Below are 17,705 nucleotides of genomic sequence, written 5' to 3'. Positions count from 1 at the left end.
GCGGTCGTCTGGATACCCTCTACGACCGCGTTGCAGCCGATCGCAGCCTCGTTCCTCGGCAGCCGCTACGGTTGGCGTTTCCCCGTAGCCGCTGGCGACAGCCTGCGATCGGCCGCGCAGCGGTCGTAGCGTTGCTCAGTGAACCGGCAAGGCCATCGGACGCATCGGTGCGGCGTCGGCACCGCGCAGTTTCAGCGAAGCCCCCAGGAACGCGAATTGGTAGACGCGGTCCCGGGCCAGGCCTTCCAGGTTCACCAGTTCAATGATCAGCGCGCCCTGCATGGCCAGTAGATAGGTATGCACGGGCAGGTAGTTGCCCTCGACTTCCGAAGGGAAGGTCTCGAAACTCAGGTTGTCGGCCCCCACCACCATCGCACCGCTGTCCTCCACCAGGAACTTCGCTGCATCCAGGCTCAGGCCCGGGGGGTTGGTCATGTAGGCCTGGGCGTTGTCATAGTCACGCATGCGTCCGGTACGGATCAACACGACGTCACCTTTCTCCAGCGCCACGCGCTGCTTGGCCAGGGCCTGCTGCAGATCGCTGCGGGTAACGCGGTAGTTGTCCGCCAGTTGCTCCAGGCCCTTGGCCGCGGCAACATCGATCATCACCCCGCGCGCGATGATCGGCGGCAGCTTTTCTGCACCTGTGACATTCCAGCCACGGTCGCCCAGGTGCTGGTCGGCACGAAAGCCGTTCCAGATCTTGCCGTCGAGACCGAAGTGATTGAGCGCGTCGATATGGGTGCCCATGTGGGCATACATGGAAACCGCCGAACCGCTGTAGCTGACGTGCTGGTTCATCGGTTCGCCAACCTTCATCGGGTCGGCGATGACATTGCCGTGCGGGGTGTGGGTCATCCACATCTGGTAGGGCGGGTCACCCGCCGCTTGCCAGCTGGGCATGCCGACAAAGTACTCCACCGCCAGGTCGTAGGCCGGGGCCCCGTTGACCCGGGCCATGATCGCGGCCTGCGACTGCGGGGTCATGAGGTTCAGGCGCCCGATCTCGTCCTTCTCTCCCCAGGGGCTGATACCCACCTCGGGCTTGGCCAGCGCACCGGCACTGCACAGTGCGCCGAGCATCGGCACGACGGCCAACCGGGTGACATTCTTGATCCACGAACGCAGCAACATGAGATGACTCCTGTAAAAGGGAGCAGTCATGTTATTGACTGATGCATCATAGATAATCAGGCGTTTCGTTGATTGATATTCAACCCAGGAGAAAATATATGGATGTATGGGTGGCCATGCGTACGTTTCGCCGGGTGGTCGAACGCGGCAGCTTCAGCCTCGCGGCTGTCGACCTGGGGCAATCCACGGCTGCGGTGAGCAAGCAGGTGCGGCAACTGGAGGAACGCCTGGGCAGCCTCTTGCTGGTGCGCACCACTCGCCGCATGAGCCTGTCCGAGACCGGCCAGGCGTACTTCAGCGAATGCTGCCACTTGCTCGATGAACTCGACGCCCTGGAACGTGCGACCCAGCTCGGCGCCAGCGAGCCCAGCGGCCGCCTGCGCGTCAACGCGCCGCTGTCATTCGGCCTCAAGGTGCTGTCGCCGATCCTGGTGGCATTCATGCAGCGCTACCCACAGCTCAAGGTCGAGCTCACCCTCGACGACCGCTTGCTGGACGTCGTCAGCGAAGGTTTCGATGTGTCGCTGCGAATTCGCAGTCACCTGCCGGACTCATCCCTGGTCGCCCGGCGCCTGGGCGACGTTGAGCAAATGATCTGCGCCGCACCGGCTTACCTGGAGGCCAACGGCACGCCGCACAGCGTCGACGACCTGCGCGAGCACAGCTGCCTGGCCTATCGCCTGGCCGAGCACCCGGGCAGTTGGCACCTGCAAGGCCCGCAAGGCAACAGCCGCCTGGAGCTGCCGGTGCGCCTTGCGGTAGACAACAGCCTGATGCTCAGCGACCTGTTGCTGGCCGGCCTGGGCATCGGCGCCCTGCCCTCGTTCATCGCCCAGCCCTTGCTCGACAGCGGCCAACTGCTGCAACTGCTCCCCGGGCAGTCGATGCCACGGCGCTCGATCTATGCCCTGTACGCCAGCCACAGGCATGTGTCGCAGAAAGTGCGGGTGTTTGTCGACTTCCTCGCCGATGCACTCCCTGCCGGCATGGCAACAGCCGCAACACCTGCTCCGTAGCCACTGCCGCCTGGCTGCGCAGCAGTCGCTTCAGGGATTTTACGACCGCTTCGCGGCCGATCGCAGCCTGGCGGCAGCGGCTACGACAAAAGGCCATCACGCGACGATGCAAGCGCCGGTGCATGGTCAGTAAATGCCACGACAGATGGCCTCCACCTCCCCTTCGGTCATGTCCCTGGGGTTGCCGTCGATCAGGCGCTGCAACCCGTTCACCACGTCTGCCGCCATCACGGGGATCGACGCCTCATCGATCCCCAGCCTGGACAAGCGTGTTTCCAGGCCGCTCTTCGATGGCCTGAACGAACGCCAGTGCTGCGCTGGCTGGGTCCTCGAACGTCGCTTCGGGCAAGAGATACGCTGCCAGTTCGGCATACTGCTGCTGTGCCGCCGGCAGGTTGAAGCGAATCATCGGCGCCATCGACGACACCCGGTTCGCCGTGGAGAGGGCCTGGGCATCGAGGCGTTCGTCGGTCAGGCGGTTGAGCAAGTCCTTGGCCAGTTGCTCATAGAGCACCGCCAGAACGATCAACGCCACGCTCATGACCACGATTGAAAGCAGGGTATAACGCGCCACCAGGCTGCGGCGAGGCCGGGCCAGACGCCGCCAGAACGCGCTCGCGGGAAATCCGGTATCCATGGAACTTGTAATTATTGTTCATGTGATGTCGGGGGAGCATAAGGACCGAGGGATGAGGTTCCCCATGCCGGCATGGATCAGGCGAAGATGCCGTTGGGCTGGATCTATCACCTTGATGGGGTCGACGGGGAGCTGAAGAGGGTTTGTCTTTGATTCGCTAGAGCGTGGGCATGCAAGCTTGGGGAAATGCACTCTGATAGGCTTCGAGCGTCTTTGATTGATGTGCCTGCAAAGGATAGAACATGACCCTGGAGTTCAAGCGCCTCACCGAAATCGGGCTGTCAGACATCGTATCGCTCAACAACAACCCCAGCGTGCTGCGACAAATGCCACTGGGCGGCGCACATTTCGATGACGTTACAGCCAGAACATGGGTCAATCAAAAAGACGCCCAGTGGGAGCAGCATGGCTATGGCCCATGGGCATTCCTGATCGATCAGCAATTTGCTGGCTGGGGCGGCCTGCAACATGAGAACGGTGACGCAGATCTGGCACTGGTGCTTCATCCCACCTTCTGGGGGCGTGGCAGGGCCATTTATCAAGCGATTGTTGAACGCGCCTTCACCGAGATGGGGCTCTCTTCCATCACGATCTTGCTGCCGCCCACCAGAACAAGAATAAAAGCAATCTTTCGACTGGGGTTCCAGGCGGACGGTGAGGTTGATATTGATGGCGTGCGCTTTTTGCGCTTTCGCCTTTACGGGCCGAGCAATCAAGCTGACTCAGACGACTGAGGTCAGCGTCTTGCAACTGACCGCAGTGGGTCGAAAACAGAGGGGCACGGTTGATTGCTTTCGACCCTTGGCTGCCCCTGGCGAATGGCAGCAATCGGCCAGAAGCAGTCGATGCTCTACAACAGGTGCGTTACAGTATTAACGCGCCCAGGCAGCAAGACTATTTGCCTGCTGATCTGCCTTGCTCTTGAAAAAATCCCTGAGGTGTTCAATGAAGAATGACACTTTCGCAGATAAATTCAGGCGCTCCAAGTAAACGGCATAGATGTCCGCCGGAGGCGTTTCATAGTCCCCTAGCACCTCTTCAAGCCTTCCGGATCGTAAATGATCAGCTAGGTTCCACTCCGCTCGCATAAGTATCCCATGCCCCTCCAAGGCCCAGTTCAAAGCGACCTCACCGTCATTGGTACTCAAGCCACCATGAACCTTTATGGACTCAATTTGTTTACCCCGACTCAATCGCCAAGTGCCAAATGCCACATCGTTTTGCCGCAACACTATGCAGTTATGCTTCATGAGATCACGTGGAGACTCCGGTCTGCCGAAGGTGTCGAGATAACCCGGTGTGGCACAGAGACGTCGGCGGTTGGTGGCAATCTTTCGAGCAATCAATCTGGAGTCCGGTAGCTCACCGAAACGAATGGCTACATCGATCGCGTCATCAGGAAGATGGATAGGACGGTCGCTTAGGTGCAGCTGGACCTCCACCTCAGGGTAACGCTTGGCAAAGGATGAAATTGCCGGCCCTACATGTGTACGCCCAAAGCCAAGAGGCGCATTCACCCGCAGCAAACCCTTCGGTTCGGCGCGGCTGCTTGAGACCTGCCTCTCCATCTCTTCAATCTCCTCAAGGATCCGTTTGGCATTAACCAGATAGGTCTCACCTTCCGCCGTGAGGCTGATGCTGCGTGTCGTCCGATTAAGCAAGCGTACCCCAAGGCGCTTTTCCAATTGCGCAAGACGCTTCGTCACTGCAGGTGGAGTGAGGTTCAGCTCGCGAGCGGTGGCCGCCAGACTGCCCGCCCCGACCAACTGACTAAAGAAAGCAAGCTCAGACACTTGGTTCATAATTAACCCTAGGTAAACAATGAGTTTAATTTCATTGTATTACACCATTTTGAAAAAACCATTACCTTAGGCCTGCGTGATTAACCACAAAAAATCTGGGCTATTAGCTGCCAGCCTGTGAGGAGGTTTTCCTCCCGCTACGTAGCCCAGTCGCCACATAAATCCGACTCACAACAATAATTCGGAGACGGCAATGGCCAAGCGATTGGTAGGTAAGTTGTACGTGCAGGTTCTGATCGGGGTCTCGATCGGCATCCTGTTAGGTGTGTTCTGGCCGCAGGTCGGCGTGGACATGAAGCCGCTGGGTGATGCGTTTATCAAGCTGATCAAGATGGTGTTCGCGCCCATCATCTTCGCGACGGTGGTGCTGGGCATCGCCAAAATGGAAAACATGAAAGAGTTGGGTCGGGTAGGTGTGCGCGCCCTGATCTACTTCGAGGTACTGTCAACTTTCGCTCTCGTTCTGGGCCTGATTGTTGTCAATTTGGTGCAACCGGGACAAGGGATGAACGTCGACCCAGCCACCCTAGACACCCAGGCAATTTCCACTTACACCTCAGCCGCAGCCACTGGCACGGGCGGTGTCACCGACTTCCTACTCCATCTGATTCCGGGCAGCGTAGTCGACGCCTTTGCCAAGAATGAGATCCTGCAGATCCTGCTTTTCTCTTCTTTGCTGGGCATTGCCCTGGCCAATCTCGGCGAACGCGGCAAGCCGGTCGTTGACGTACTGGAGGCCTTCTCCCACGGCATGTTCTACATCGTTGGCTTGGTCATGCGCGTCGCGCCGTTGGCAGCCTGTGGCGCAATGGCGTTTACCGTAGGCAAGTACGGCTTGGGCTCAATCGCGTCGCTGGGCAAATTGATGGCGACCATGTACCTGACTTGCTTCCTGTTCGTGGTGATCATCCTGGGCAGCATCGCGCGGATGTCGGGCTTCAGCTTGTGGAAGTTCCTCAAGTACCTGCGCGAAGAACTGTTCACCGTGCTCGGCACCAGCTCATCTGAGTCGGTGGTCCCTCAAATGATGAACAAGCTGGAAAAGGTCGGGGTGTCTAAGCCTGTCGTCGGCCTGGTTATCCCATCCGGCCTCACCTTCAATCCTGACGGCCAGTGCATCTATTACACCATGGCCGCGATCTTCATCGCCCAAGCCACCAACACTCCATTGTCCCTGATGGATCAACTGATCGTACTTGGCGTGCTGCTGCTCACCTCCAAGGGTTCGGCAGGGGTAACTGGCTCAGGCTTCATCACTCTCGCTGCGACCTTGGCAACCATGGACAACATACCGGTAGCCGGCATGGTGCTGCTGCTCGGCGTCGATCGTTTCATGTCCGAGGCTCGCGCTATCACCAACACCATCGGCAACGCGGTCGGAACGATGGCCATCGCGAAGTGGGTTGGTGCACTTGATAGCGACCGGATGAATCAGGTTCTGGATGGCAAGGCCTGCGCTGAACCAGAGAAAGAAGAGTTACAGGGGACGGCTCCAGTAACTGCCGTCAGCCCTGAAAAAAAACACCTTGTGATGCACTGAGGAAATAACCGTGGATACCATAGATAAAGAAGCAGCCGTCTCATCGCTGACCGACACCCTGGCCAAGTTCACTGCCTATATTGGCAAACGCCTGCCCAAGGACGTGAAGGATAAAACGGCCAAGCTGCGTGCAGCAGAAACCAATCCGCTGGCCATTGCAGTGTACGACTCGATGGCCGACAACCAGGAATACGCCGACAAGCTCAACCGCCCCAGCTGCCAAGACACCGGCGTGATCCAGTACTTCATCTCGGCTGGTGCGCGTTTCCCGCTGCTCGGTGAAATGGAAGGCATCCTCGAAAATGCTACCAAGGAGGCCACCATCCACGGGCCCCTGCGCCATAACGCGGTGGAAACCTTCATCGAGAAGAACACTGGCACCAACACCGGCTCGAAGATCCCGTGGCTGGACTGGGAAATCATCCCCGATGCCGACTACGCCATCGTCGACGTGTACATGGCCGGTGGCGGTTGCACGTTGCCAGGTTCGGCCAAGGTACTGATGCCAGGCCAAGGTTATGAAGGGGTGACTGAGTTTGTCTTCGATGTAATCACCTCCCGTGGTGTAAACGCCTGTCCACCTTTGCTGGTAGGTGTGGGTGTCTCCACCTCGGTGGAGACTGCAGCACGCCTGTCGAAGAAGGCCATTCTGCGCGAAGTGGACTCCAGCCACCCGAATGAAAGCGCGGCGATGATGGAAAAGCTGCTGGAAGAAGGCCTCAACGAAATCGGCATCGGCCCGCAGGGCCTGACCGGCAACAGCAGCGTGATGGGCGTGAATATCGAGTCTTCGGCGCGTCACCCCTCGACCATTGGCGTGGCAGTGTCCACCGGTTGCTGGGCACACCGCCGCGGCAAAATTCGCATCAACGCCGACCTGACCTATGACATCCTCTCCCACGAAGGGGTAGTACTGTGAAGAAGATCATCAATACCCCGATCAGCGACGAAGATCTGGCCAACCTCAACGTCGGCGATGTGGTTTACCTTACCGGCCAACTGGTAACCTGCCGTGACGTCGCCCACCGCCGCCTCATCGAGCTGGGCCGCGAGCTGCCTGTTGACCTTCGTGGCGGCGCTATTTTCCACGCTGGCCCAATCGTCAAGAAGAAAGAAGACGGCAGCTTCGAGATGGTGTCCATCGGCCCTACCACCAGCATGCGCATGGAAAAATTCGAGAAGCAGTTCATCGAGCAGACCGGTGTCAAGCTGATCGTAGGCAAGGGCGGTATGGGGCCAGAGACCACCACCGGGTGCCTGGAGAACAAAGCCGTACACGCAGTATTCCCCGGTGGCTGCGCAGTACTGGCCGCCACCCAGGTCGAGGAAATCGAGCGTGCTGAATGGCAGGATTTGGGCATGCCGGAGACTCTGTGGGTCAACCGAGTGCGTGAGTTCGGGCCTCTGATCATCTCCATCGACACCAAGGGCAACAACCTGTTCGAGCAGAACAAGGCCCGCTTCAACGAACGCAAAGGTGCGGTCATCGAGAAGATCAATAGCCAAGTCCGTTTCATCAAGTGACGAGCAGGGGCAGTTTAGCGAATACACCTAAACTGCCCATCTCTCAACCTTGTTAAGGCACTTATCTATAAGTCAGAACATCCAACACAAATCCTAGCACGGCCTCAATTTACGCCTCACTAGATAATTTTAAGAGATTGCCATGCGAAACCGTTCCCACCATGAATTACGTAATGACTTCCGCAGAATTCTTCAAGGTCAAGCATGTATTAGCACGGCTTCAGTGTTTGATCCCTTGTCGGCGCGCATAGCTGCGGACCTTGGTTTTGAAGTGGGAATATTAGGTGGGTCCGTGGCATCTCTGCAGGTATTAGGTGCCCCAGACGTCACCTTGATTACGCTGAGCGAATTTGCAGAACAGGCTGCACGTATCGGGAGAGTAGCCCGTTTACCGATTATTGCCGATGCTGACCACGGTTATGGTAATGCCCTGAACGTGATGCGTACAGTTACGGAGCTTGAGCGGTCTGGCGTTGCAGCGCTTACGATCGAAGATACATTACTGCCTGCGCGCTTCGGAGGGCGACCGGTCGAGCTCATAGGTATTGATGAAGCGATAGGTAAAGTACGCGCAGCTAAAGAATCAAGAGTGGATGGGTCGCTAGCGATAATCGCCCGCACACATGCAGGTGCCCAGCCTTTATCAGATGTCATTAAACGAACCCGGGCATTTGAAAGCTCCGGCGCCGATGCCATTTGCCTCGTGGGAGTAAAGGACTTTGAAAGTCTCGCAGCTATTGCAGACGGCCTAAGCACTCCGATCATGCTCATAACCTATGGTAACAGCGAGTTGCGAGATGCACCTGGCCTAGCAGACCTTGGCACTCGCATCGTAGTGGACGGACACACGGCCTACTTTGTAGCTGTTCAGGCAACGTTTGAAAGCCTGCGGGCACAGCGTAACCAAAACAGCATTGGTAGTAGTTGCGCTGCTACGCTCGTGAAAAAGTACTGTTTGCAGGAAGATTACAGTGATCAAGCCGCGATACTTATGCAGTTTCCCCGTGTGTAAGCAGACCAGGAGCCCTTTTTTGGATGTCTACCTAGTGTGAACAGCCTTAATATTGGCCAACCGACAGGGAGGCAAATAGCGAGAAAAAACCTTAATTCAGTAAATCACGCACGCTCATACTTCCTTCTGCTGGGCGATGGAAGTTACTGTAGCGTCTGACCAGACTGCGTTACGGCGTTACCAACCGCCTATTTGATAGCTCGTAACGTTGCTGAAAGTGGTATGCGGACGGTTGCGAATGGCCGCTATGGGTCGATAGCGGCCGTATTTTACAGCCCTCTAGAACGGGCTCGCTCCGCGACAGCAATCACACCGATACCTCGCATCGCGAGGCAAGCCCGCTCCTACTGACTGGTAGTTGGCTTGTTCCAGGGGCAGGCACGCGTAGCAAGCACCGCTCCGCTACCTGACACACATTCAGCTGGCTCTTGAATACTACCCCCGACCCCGCTACCCTCCCCCTGTCGTTGTAAATCCAGCGACCGGGTTTGGTCACCTGCGAGAAATCAAGGCGCACAAGCGCCCCATCCGATTCAGCTGGCGCTTTTTTTGTGTCTGCTGTTTCGTGTTATGGCGGCTGTGCGTGGGGCGCACTCGTGCGCGCCGGGTTCCTTGATTCCCGGTTGACCAACCTGCGTACAGTCGCCACCCATCGTTTGGTCACGGTTCGTGGCGGCTCCATCAATCAAGGAGCTCCACAATGACAAAACCCGTTCCTGACCCTCCCCTCACCACGCAAACCGCCACCACCTTCGGCTCCTGCAACGGCAGCCACGAACCTCTGTTCGCTGTACGTGCCGGTGTCTCGTCCGAAGATGCCCTGATCCACGCCTCCATCCTCATCAAGAGCGCCTACCAGACCAACGCCCAGGCCTGTGAACTGGCCGACCCCGAGGTCCGTAACCTGCTCTGGGGTTCGCAGCACACGCTGGAAATGAGCCTGGCGCTGATCGAGGCGTTGCTGGATGAAGTAGAAGCACGGGCGGCGACGTCAACGGTTCTGCAGCGCTCGGTTGAAGCCATTCAAGCTGCAGTGAAGTAGTGACTGCGGGTTGACCAGGGGCCGCCGATGCGGCCCTTCGCACGCTGCGCATTGGCGCAGCAAGGTGGCGAACGCGAGCGAGTTCAGCCCGGCGCAGCAGTTTTGGCACGGCGGTGATTTGAACCACGACCGCTGCGCGGCCGATCGCAGGCTGGTGCCAGCGGCTACACCGGCTCGGCTCGCCATCCGTAACCAGCTTTGCAGGCGATCAGTGCAATGCTGTTGATTGCTCCCTGCGACAGGCAGACAACGACCAGTAGCGGAGCGCGGGGCAGCTATGGTGTGATGACTGCTTGTTCCGCCATTGGCAGGTGGATCTTTGTCCAGCCTGCAACGATCACGCGCTGGAATCTCTGATTACCACAGGATGCGCTATTCATGGAAATACCCTTCTCCACAATCAGTGAGCGCTTGAACAATCGCCGATTCGCGGTAGCGGACAACGCCAGCGGATTGTCCGGCGCAGGCACCGTGTTTCATTATCAGGTCGAGGGCGATGCCATTTCCGGTACCTACCAGGGCGGCCGGATCCGCAGGGGCACTCAAATCGGCCGCGTGACAGGCGCCGACTCCATTGAACTGCTGTTTCAATGCCTGACAACGGAGGGAGAGATGCTTGCCGGCTGGTCGCGTGGCACGGTGGCTGTCGATCACCAGGGCCGGACCACACTGCGCTTTGTCTGGGGCTGGTTGTCGGGTGCGACCGGCGGTGGGGAGTCGAGCTACACCGAACTTGCCCAGGCCTGCGCATGAACATGATCATCCGCACTGAACAGGCCGAGGACATCGACACCATCAGCCGCCTGACCGAAGCCGCATTCCGCACTCAGGTGCATTCAAGCCACACCGAACACTTTATCGTCGATGCACTGCGACGCGCCGGCCAGCTCAGCGTGTCGCTGGTGGCCGTGGACAATGACGCGATCATCGGCCACGTTGCCCTTTCCCCCGTCGCGCTCAGCACTGGAGAAACCGGGTGGCACGGCCTTGGGCCTATCAGCGTATGGCCGGATCACCAGGGGCAAGGCATCGGTTCGGCGTTGATGAAGGCTGCGCTGGTGCAGCTACAGCAACTCGGCGGTGCCGGCTGCGTGGTATTGGGCGACCCTGGCTATTACGGTCGCTTCGGCTTTCATGCCCACCCTGGCCTCGAACTGGCGGGGGTTCCACCCGAGTACTTCCAGGCGCTGTCGTTTGGCAGCGATGTGCCGACAGCGGCGGTGAAGTACCACGAGGCCTTTGAAGCCACCGAGTGAACGAGTAGCGCCGGGTGCTGCTTCAGTCGTGATGCTTGTGTTTATGCTTGTGCTTGGAATGGCCGTTGTGGTGATCGTTGTTGTGGTGGTGATCGTTGTCATCGGCCAGGTTGTTACCCACCGCACTGCCCGCCGCACCGCCCAGGCCAGCACCGATGGCGCCGCCGGTCGAACCGCCTACGCTGTTACCAATCACCTGCCCGCCCGCGGCACCGAGGCCGCCACCCAGGGCTGTTTCGGTTTTCTTGCCGTCCTTGGCCGTCATGGCGCCTCCGGCAGCACCGCCCAACCCGGCTCCGATGGCGGCACCGGTACTGCCGCCGACCGCCTGCCCCACCACACTACCCAACGCCCCGCCGACACCGCCGCCTATAGCGGTGGTGGTGCCTTCCGACGCGATGGAATAAGGCGATGCCAGCAGGATGACTGCAAACAAGGGGAATGTTCTACGCATCGTACTTACCTCCAGATTCATCGAAGGATTAAGTCTGTTGGATGCAAAACAACCGGGTCAATGCAGATCCGGCTGTTCATGAATGCAGGTCAATGGATGGGTGACTAACTCGACCATCCATCGCTCCATTTGACGAAATGCCGTGCAGCAACGCTAGAAAAGCTCGATCGGCACACTGACGATCAGGCGATTTTCAGTGAAATCATTCACGCCAAAATCACGACCCACTTCTGCGTTGATCCAGCGAACGCTAAGCCCCTGGAACTGGCGAAGCTGAAAGGTATAGGTCAGCCCCAGGTCACGCTCCCACTCGCGTCCGTTCGATGTCTCGGCAGTGTGGATGTGGTCGCCGTGCGCATAGCGCATCAACATCGTCAATCCCGGTATGCCAAGGGCGGCAAAGTTGTAGTCGTAGCGCAGTTGCCACGACCGCTCCTGAGCGGAGACGAAGGTATTGGCGAACAGGTCGTTTGCCATCGTGCTGCCCAGCGAGCGGTCGATCGTGACCCAACCATCCTCCCCGTACATGCGCTGCAGGCCCAGGTAGAACCGATGGCCGCCATGCGCGGCCGAGAGCAGCAAAGACGCCGCCTGGTTATCCAACGTTCCCGCGACCGAGCGCCCCGTGTCGCGGGTATCGAATGCCCCCAGCACACCGCCGACGGTCCAGCCGCCCACGGGTTGGTAATGGGTGATGCTGTAGTAGTCCTGGTGATAGACGTTCTGCAGCTCTGCCGTCCAAAGACCCAGTGCTGAATCCTTGCCCAGGCTGTACTCGCCGCCGGCATAGGTGAAACGGTCGGAGGTTGCGGTTGCAACGGTGCGGCCACCCATTGACGGGTAGAGATCTTCGCTATCGGCAGCACTGCGCGGGCTGAAGGAATGAATCCGACCGGCATGCAGCGTGAGGTGCTCGAACTCTCTCGAGGTGAACATGGCGCCTTGAAAGGTCTGGGGCAGCAACCGACCGTCGTTGAAGCGCAAAACGGGGATGTCTGGCAACAGCTCACCCAGGCGCAGTTCGCTGCGAGACAGGCGAAGCTTGGCAGTCAGGCCCAGTCGGCCATAACTGCCGGGTGCGCGGCCATCGTCGTGGTCATAGGGCAGCAGTTCGGTGCCGGTACGGTCCGGGCTGCTGTCGAGCTTGACGCCCACCAGGCCCAGAACATCCAGGCCTGCTCCGACAACCCCTGGGGTGTAACCCGAAGTGGCTTTGAAGATGAACCCCTGGGCCCATTCCTGACGCTGGCTTTGCGGAGCATCCGCGTCACTGTAGTCACGGTCGAAGTAATAGTTGCGCAACGTCAGCGTTGCCTTGCTGTCGTCGATGACACCTGCTTGAGCAATAACCGGCCCGGCAGACGCGCACAGCAGTGCCGCCCAGGCAGTGGGAGTTTTCAAGACGGACATAGCGAATTCCTTTGTTGTACTTTTTGTGGAATGCGATGGTTTGTTGCTTATTGCACCAGCAAGAGCGCCCCGGAGACGAAGGCGAAGACCAGCACGAAACGGCGCAGGCGCGTCTCGTTCACCAGGTCTCGGGCCCAGTAACTGGCGGCCACACCCAGAGCGAGCGGAACGCACAGGGCCAGCACCGGTGAGACCTGCTCGGCGTGCAAATGCCCACCCAAGGCCAGGACCACCAGCGAGATCACTTCACCCACCAGAAAGCACAAGGCGACAGACCCTCTCAATGTGGCGACGGGCGAGTGCTGATACACCAGGGCCAGCGGCGGGCCGCCCACCCCGGTAGCGGTTTCGGTGATGCCGGTGATCACCCCGGTCGAGATCAGCGCCCGGCGTCCGGGCACGAAAGACGGTGCCATCCAGGTAGCCAGGCACGCCGCTATGGTTGACAACCCGATCAACAGATTGAGTTGCGAGAGCGGCAACCAGAGCAGTATCCAGACGCCGCCAAACGTGCCGGCAAAGCGTCCCAGGGTAATCCACGAACTGCCCCTGAAATCGATAGCACCACGCTCGCGCCAGGCCACCACGGCATTGAGTGGCAACATCAGTATCAACAGGCTGATGGGCAAGGACTCAGGCGCCAGCAATCCCATTACCGGCGCCACGATCAATGCGAAACCCATTCCCGTTGTGCCCTGGATGAGCGCACCGCACGCGACGGCGACAGCAATGATGTACAGGGGGTCGAAGGGTAGATTCATCGTTCACTCGTTCCTGGTCGATTAAGCCACAGTCGGCAAGGGGTGCACTTTATGGATCGGGGCCTGGTCGACGACGCTCCTGGCCAGCGCATCCACTTGACGCATCAAAGAGCGTGCATCCCAGTCCGTGGGCCAGCCTTGCCACAAGCACACCTTGCCCTGGACTACCACGGCCTGGATCTGGTCCCGATTGGCCAGCCGCACCAAGTCCCAGGTCAGGTTCCAGGATGGCAGCAACTCCGGCACTGCCAGGTCCACCAGCAAGAAATCCGCAGCCTTGCCCGGCGCAATCCTGCCGGTCACCTCGCCTAGCCCGAGCACACCGGCAGCGTGCTGGGTACCCATGTCGAGCCACAGCTGGCCACCACCACACACCGAGTCGCCTACCGGCAAGCCGTGGGCAAAGCGCTGAGCGGCCTCGGCGTAATCGAGCAGGCGAAAGCCGTCGCCGCGAGTGCCGTCGGTTCCGAGGCCGAGGGGAATGCCCAGACAATGCATCAAGTGCGCCTGGGCCACGGCATTGCCCTTCCAGGCACTCGCTACCGGGTTGTAACTCACGGCAGCGCCGCTATCGCGCAACAGGCAGATTTCGTTCGAGGTCAGCAGCGTGGCGTGGGCAAGCAGTGCTCCGGGGCCAAGCGCGCCAGCCCGGTGCAGATGTTCCAGCGGTCGAACCCCATAACGCTCCAGCGAGCGCTCGACCGCCACCAGATGCTCGTTGACGTGACTCTGGAACACTCTTCCCGCCTCATGGCACAAGTGGTACACAGCGCCCAGGGTGTTGTCGGTGGCAATCTCCGGGATCGGGATCGCCAGGGAGGGCGTGATCAACGCATCGTTGTCCCATTGCGACAAGTGCTGTTCGCCCATGGCGAGGACCTGGCGCGCATCAAGCACGCGCGCCCCTTCAAGGTCGTTGCAGGTTTTGGCCAGCACACAGCGTATGCCAACCTCATGGACCGCTTGGGCAATCGCTTCGACACCTTCCTTTGAACGCGTTCCGGCATCGCACACCGTGGTGAACCCACCGCGCAGCGACTCGAATGCCGCCAGCTTGCTGGTTAGATACAGCAGCTCGGTATCGAGCGAGCCTTCCAAAGGAATCCACACGCGGCGAAAAATCTCCGACGGTTCGCCAAACACCAGGCCTTTGCCAAAACTCTGACTGAGGTGGTGGTGGGTGTCGATGAAACCGGGCATCAACAGCTGGTTTTCAAGGCGGAGCACCGCATGGCCTGGGTAGCGAGTTTGTAATAGCTGCAAAGGGCCGACATCGACGAAGTGGCCGTCATGCACCAGCACAGCGTGGTCGCGACGAGGCCCTTCGGGCAGCATCAACCACTCGGGTGCCAGCAGCTGATTCGGCGCGACAAGGTGTTCAGGCGAAATCGCCAGGTGATCGGAAACAGTGCAATTCATATAGAAGCCTTAATGTGCGAGTCAGGAGTTGATCAGCGTGGGCTTGGCGTCAACCGGGGTGGGCTGGCGACCAACGCAATGGAACACGAAGTTCATGACCGCCGCCGTGAGGGCGCCCATGGCCACGCCATTGCCGAGCAGGCCGGCAACACCGCTGGGGAACTGGCTGTAGACGCCGGGAACGAGAATCGGCAGCAACCCGACTGCCAAGGCAATCGACACCACGTACATGTTGCCGTGGTTGCGCAAATTCACCTTTCGCAGCATGTCGATGCCCATGGTGCCGACAATGGCGAACACAATCAGGCTGGTACCGCCAACCACCGCTTCCGGTACGCCCTCGATCAGGCGGGACAACGGCGCAAGCAATGCAAACAGCAGTAGCAGCACACCGGAAACGGCCGTGACATAACGTGAGCGAACGTGTGTGGCGCGGATAACGCCGATGTTTTCCCCGCTGGTGATAATCAGCGAAGTGCCCATGAACCCACCGAGAATCGACGTCAGCGCGTCCCCTCGGATGGTGCGTACCACATCCCGGTTGACATCCAGGGGTTTGTCGACTGCCTCGCTGATGGCCACGGTCTGGCCGGTAGCCTCCACCATGGAGACCAGGCAGAACAACATCAGGGGAATCGAGGCGAACACATCGAAGTGCGGCACGCCGAAGGGCATGAAAGTAGGCAGGCTCAACAACGGGTACACACTGAAGCCGGTGCTATCGAATGCGCCAATGGCCACCGCCAGCAAGCTGCCGCCCACCAACCCAAGCAAGATCGACAACTGGCCCAGCGTACCGCGCAACAGGCGTGCGCACAGCACCGTGATGGCAATGGTGAAAAATGCCAGTAGCAATTGCTGGGGCGCGGCGAAATGGGCGCTACCGGGCTGGCCGACAATCAACTGGCCGGACAGCTTGACCAGGTTGACTGCCACCAGCAACAGCATGGTGCCCACCACCACCGAGGGAAAAAACCGCAACAGCCGCCGAAAGACCGGTAGCACCAGAAAGTAGAACACGCCCGTCAGTATCACCGCCCCCGAGGCAGTGGCCACGCCATTTTGCTGGGCGATCAAGATGAACAGCATGATCGGGGCGCCCCCTGGCAGCATGATGAAGGGCAAGCGTGCCCCGCAGCCGCGCAGACCCAACGACTGCAAGAGCGTGCCCAGGCCACAGACCAGGAAGGTGGCGCTGAGCAACTGCAGCGTCAGCTCGCTGGAAAAGCCCAGCGCCGTGGCCATCAGAAACACCGATGCAATGGGTGATGCAGCCATCACCAGTACATGCTGGGCACCAAAAATCAGTAGCTGGCGCCACGGCAAGCGCTCGTCCACGGGTGAAACAGGGTTGTTTGCGTTATCCGGCATATCCCACCTCGACCTGGGCCAGCCACGTGGCCCATTGAAATTATTGTTATTTGGATCTGGATGTAGCCTTGGTGGGAATGTGCAGACATTTCCTCACCCAAATCGATTTTTTATTAAGCCCAAATCGATTTGGGCAGAATGTATTCCTGTTCCTGCAACCTGTCAACGTGGTCGATCTGCCCCCTGAGTGCGAGTAGCTGGTAGCCTCCAGGCAGCGTATAACTCCGCTCATCGCTTAAAGAGCCAACCTATCTATGCCCAACAGCCCCTCTCGCCGCCTCACCATTGCCGATGTCGCCAATGCTGCCGGGGTGTCGCGCACCACTGTTTCCCATGCGCTGAACGACCGCGGACAAGTCGACCCTGCGACACGAGCATTGGTGAAGGAAGTCGCTGAGCGCCTTGGCTACAGCCCCAACCTGCGCGCCCAACGACTGCGCACAGGGCGCGCCAACGCCATTGCCCTGCTCTCCTCCATGCCCTTTGCGGTCGCAGGTGGATCGTCCCGCCTGGGTTTTATGATGGAAATCGCCGCCACGGCGACAGAGGCGGCGTTGCGCCGGGGCGTAGCCCTGGTGCTGGTTCCGCCCATGGATGAAGCACAGACCCTGCTCGACACCCTCGATATCGACGGTGCCGTGATCATCGAGCCAATCGCCAATGACCCGCATGTAGCACGCTTGCGCAAACGCGGTGTGAAGCTGGTGTCCATCGGTCGCCAACCTGAAGCGCAAGCCGCCTTGCCGTATATCGACATGCACGGTGAAATCGCTGGCAGGCTGCTGCTGGAGCACTTGCGCGAGCAAGGCGCCAAGCGCGTGGGCCTGCTGATCGGGGTTCAATCTCGCCACTCGTACCTGGACATGGAGGCTGCCTACCGGGCCTATTGCGAGGCCAACCAGCTGGCCCCGGCGATCGTTCGGGCGGACGAAGGGGGCGGTGAAATGGCTGGCGCTGCAGCGTGCCTGCAACTGCTGGACGAGCATCCCGACATGGACGGCCTGTGTGTTCCGGTCGATGCCTTTGCAACAGGCGCGGTGAGGGCATTGCAGGAGCGGGGACTCAAGGTTCCCGAGGATATGAAAGTGGTGACGCGCTATGACGGATTGCGCGCCCGGGAATGCGCCCCACCGTTGACGGCATTGAACATGCACCTTGAAGAAGTGGCGGCACTGGCCATCGAGTTGCTTTTTGAACAGATCAACGATACTGGACAACGCCAACGCATCGATGCGCCCCTGGCGACCCTGGTCGCACGCGAATCCAGTTTGAAAACATAGCCGCCAGCCAGCGTGTCATGACCGCTGCGCGCTCGATCGCAGGCTGG

At 59.5% G+C, this 17,705-nt stretch carries 19 protein-coding genes; 10 read left to right on the top strand and 9 right to left on the bottom strand.

What is annotated here, in order from left to right; genetic code table 11:
- Positions 1-135: 135 nt before the first annotated feature.
- Complete coding sequence (locus H621_RS0125025) at positions 136-1,134, bottom strand: cyclase family protein (RefSeq protein WP_028946003.1); 999 nt, start codon at positions 1,132-1,134, stop codon at positions 136-138.
- A 98-nt stretch (positions 1,135-1,232) separates the two neighbouring features.
- Between H621_RS0125025 and H621_RS0125020 the strand changes: the two genes are divergently transcribed.
- The gene (locus H621_RS0125020; protein WP_028946002.1) at positions 1,233-2,150 is read left to right on the top strand and encodes a LysR family transcriptional regulator; all 918 of its coding nucleotides are present in this window, start codon (positions 1,233-1,235) and stop codon (positions 2,148-2,150) included.
- 126 nt (positions 2,151-2,276) lie between these two features.
- Here H621_RS0125020 and H621_RS28870 read toward each other — a convergent pair whose 3' ends face one another.
- Positions 2,277-2,417: a hypothetical protein gene (locus H621_RS28870; RefSeq protein WP_177431061.1), complete on the bottom strand. Its 141-nt coding sequence runs from the start codon at positions 2,415-2,417 to the stop codon at positions 2,277-2,279.
- Positions 2,395-2,787, bottom strand: coding sequence for a hypothetical protein (locus H621_RS29055; RefSeq protein ID WP_028946001.1), 393 nt, complete (start codon positions 2,785-2,787; stop codon positions 2,395-2,397). Before H621_RS29055 ends, H621_RS28870 begins: the two co-directional genes overlap by 23 nt.
- A 242-nt stretch (positions 2,788-3,029) precedes the next feature.
- Between H621_RS29055 and H621_RS0124995 the strand changes: the two genes are divergently transcribed.
- Entirely contained in the window at positions 3,030-3,521 is a 492-nt protein-coding gene (locus tag H621_RS0124995) for a GNAT family N-acetyltransferase (protein WP_028946000.1), read from the top strand.
- Between the two features lie 138 nt (positions 3,522-3,659).
- On the opposite strand, the gene H621_RS0124990 is transcribed toward H621_RS0124995, so the two are convergent.
- Positions 3,660-4,589: a LysR family transcriptional regulator gene (locus H621_RS0124990; protein ID WP_028945999.1), complete on the bottom strand. Its 930-nt coding sequence runs from the start codon at positions 4,587-4,589 to the stop codon at positions 3,660-3,662.
- Between the two features lie 193 nt (positions 4,590-4,782).
- On the opposite strand from H621_RS0124990, the gene H621_RS0124985 reads away from it, so the two are divergent.
- The 7 genes from H621_RS0124985 (at position 4,783) to H621_RS0124955 (ending at position 10,963) form a co-directional block, all read left to right on the top strand.
- Positions 4,783-6,129 (top strand): dicarboxylate/amino acid:cation symporter, encoded by a 1,347-nt coding sequence (locus H621_RS0124985; protein ID WP_028945998.1) that lies wholly within the window; start codon positions 4,783-4,785, stop codon positions 6,127-6,129.
- 19 nt (positions 6,130-6,148) lie between these two features.
- Positions 6,149-7,048 (top strand): L(+)-tartrate dehydratase subunit alpha, encoded by a 900-nt coding sequence (ttdA, locus tag H621_RS0124980; protein ID WP_028945997.1) that lies wholly within the window; start codon positions 6,149-6,151, stop codon positions 7,046-7,048.
- The gene (gene ttdB / locus H621_RS0124975) at positions 7,045-7,653 is read left to right on the top strand and encodes a L(+)-tartrate dehydratase subunit beta (RefSeq protein ID WP_028945996.1); all 609 of its coding nucleotides are present in this window, start codon (positions 7,045-7,047) and stop codon (positions 7,651-7,653) included. The genes ttdA and ttdB overlap by 4 nt, the downstream gene beginning before the upstream one ends.
- A 142-nt stretch (positions 7,654-7,795) precedes the next feature.
- Positions 7,796-8,665, top strand: coding sequence for an isocitrate lyase/PEP mutase family protein (locus H621_RS0124970; protein ID WP_028945995.1), 870 nt, complete (start codon positions 7,796-7,798; stop codon positions 8,663-8,665).
- 700 nt (positions 8,666-9,365) lie between these two features.
- On the top strand, positions 9,366-9,707 hold the full coding sequence (locus tag H621_RS0124965; protein ID WP_028945994.1) for a DUF3077 domain-containing protein: 342 nt from the start codon (positions 9,366-9,368) through the stop codon (positions 9,705-9,707).
- A gap of 378 nt (positions 9,708-10,085) precedes the next feature.
- The gene (locus tag H621_RS0124960) at positions 10,086-10,460 is read left to right on the top strand and encodes an avidin-fold protein (RefSeq protein ID WP_028945993.1); all 375 of its coding nucleotides are present in this window, start codon (positions 10,086-10,088) and stop codon (positions 10,458-10,460) included.
- Complete coding sequence (locus H621_RS0124955) at positions 10,457-10,963, top strand: GNAT family N-acetyltransferase (RefSeq protein ID WP_028945992.1); 507 nt, start codon at positions 10,457-10,459, stop codon at positions 10,961-10,963. The genes H621_RS0124960 and H621_RS0124955 overlap by 4 nt, the downstream gene beginning before the upstream one ends.
- 22 nt (positions 10,964-10,985) lie before the next feature.
- Here H621_RS0124955 and H621_RS0124950 read toward each other — a convergent pair whose 3' ends face one another.
- From H621_RS0124950 to H621_RS0124930, 5 genes are all read right to left on the bottom strand, one after another.
- Complete coding sequence (locus H621_RS0124950) at positions 10,986-11,417, bottom strand: glycine zipper domain-containing protein (protein WP_028945991.1); 432 nt, start codon at positions 11,415-11,417, stop codon at positions 10,986-10,988.
- Between the two features lie 153 nt (positions 11,418-11,570).
- Positions 11,571-12,827, bottom strand: a complete 1,257-nt coding sequence (locus H621_RS0124945) for an OprD family porin (RefSeq protein ID WP_028945990.1) — start codon at positions 12,825-12,827, stop codon at positions 11,571-11,573.
- A 47-nt stretch (positions 12,828-12,874) separates the two neighbouring features.
- Positions 12,875-13,588, bottom strand: coding sequence for a sulfite exporter TauE/SafE family protein (locus H621_RS0124940; protein WP_028945989.1), 714 nt, complete (start codon positions 13,586-13,588; stop codon positions 12,875-12,877).
- Between the two features lie 21 nt (positions 13,589-13,609).
- The gene (locus tag H621_RS0124935) at positions 13,610-15,007 is read right to left on the bottom strand and encodes an amidohydrolase family protein (protein ID WP_028945988.1); all 1,398 of its coding nucleotides are present in this window, start codon (positions 15,005-15,007) and stop codon (positions 13,610-13,612) included.
- 21 nt (positions 15,008-15,028) lie between these two features.
- The gene (locus H621_RS0124930) at positions 15,029-16,378 is read right to left on the bottom strand and encodes a uracil-xanthine permease family protein (RefSeq protein WP_028945987.1); all 1,350 of its coding nucleotides are present in this window, start codon (positions 16,376-16,378) and stop codon (positions 15,029-15,031) included.
- A gap of 254 nt (positions 16,379-16,632) precedes the next feature.
- Here H621_RS0124930 and H621_RS0124925 point away from each other — a divergent pair, with 254 nt between their 5' ends.
- Positions 16,633-17,658, top strand: coding sequence for a substrate-binding domain-containing protein (locus tag H621_RS0124925; protein WP_028945986.1), 1,026 nt, complete (start codon positions 16,633-16,635; stop codon positions 17,656-17,658).
- Positions 17,659-17,705: the final 47 nt, after the last annotated feature.

Origin of the sequence: Pseudomonas vranovensis DSM 16006, from assembly GCF_000425805.1 — a bacterium.
GTDB classification, from domain to species: Bacteria; Pseudomonadota; Gammaproteobacteria; order Pseudomonadales; family Pseudomonadaceae; genus Aquipseudomonas; species Aquipseudomonas vranovensis.
This window is presented reverse-complemented; position numbering and strand designations above follow the sequence as displayed.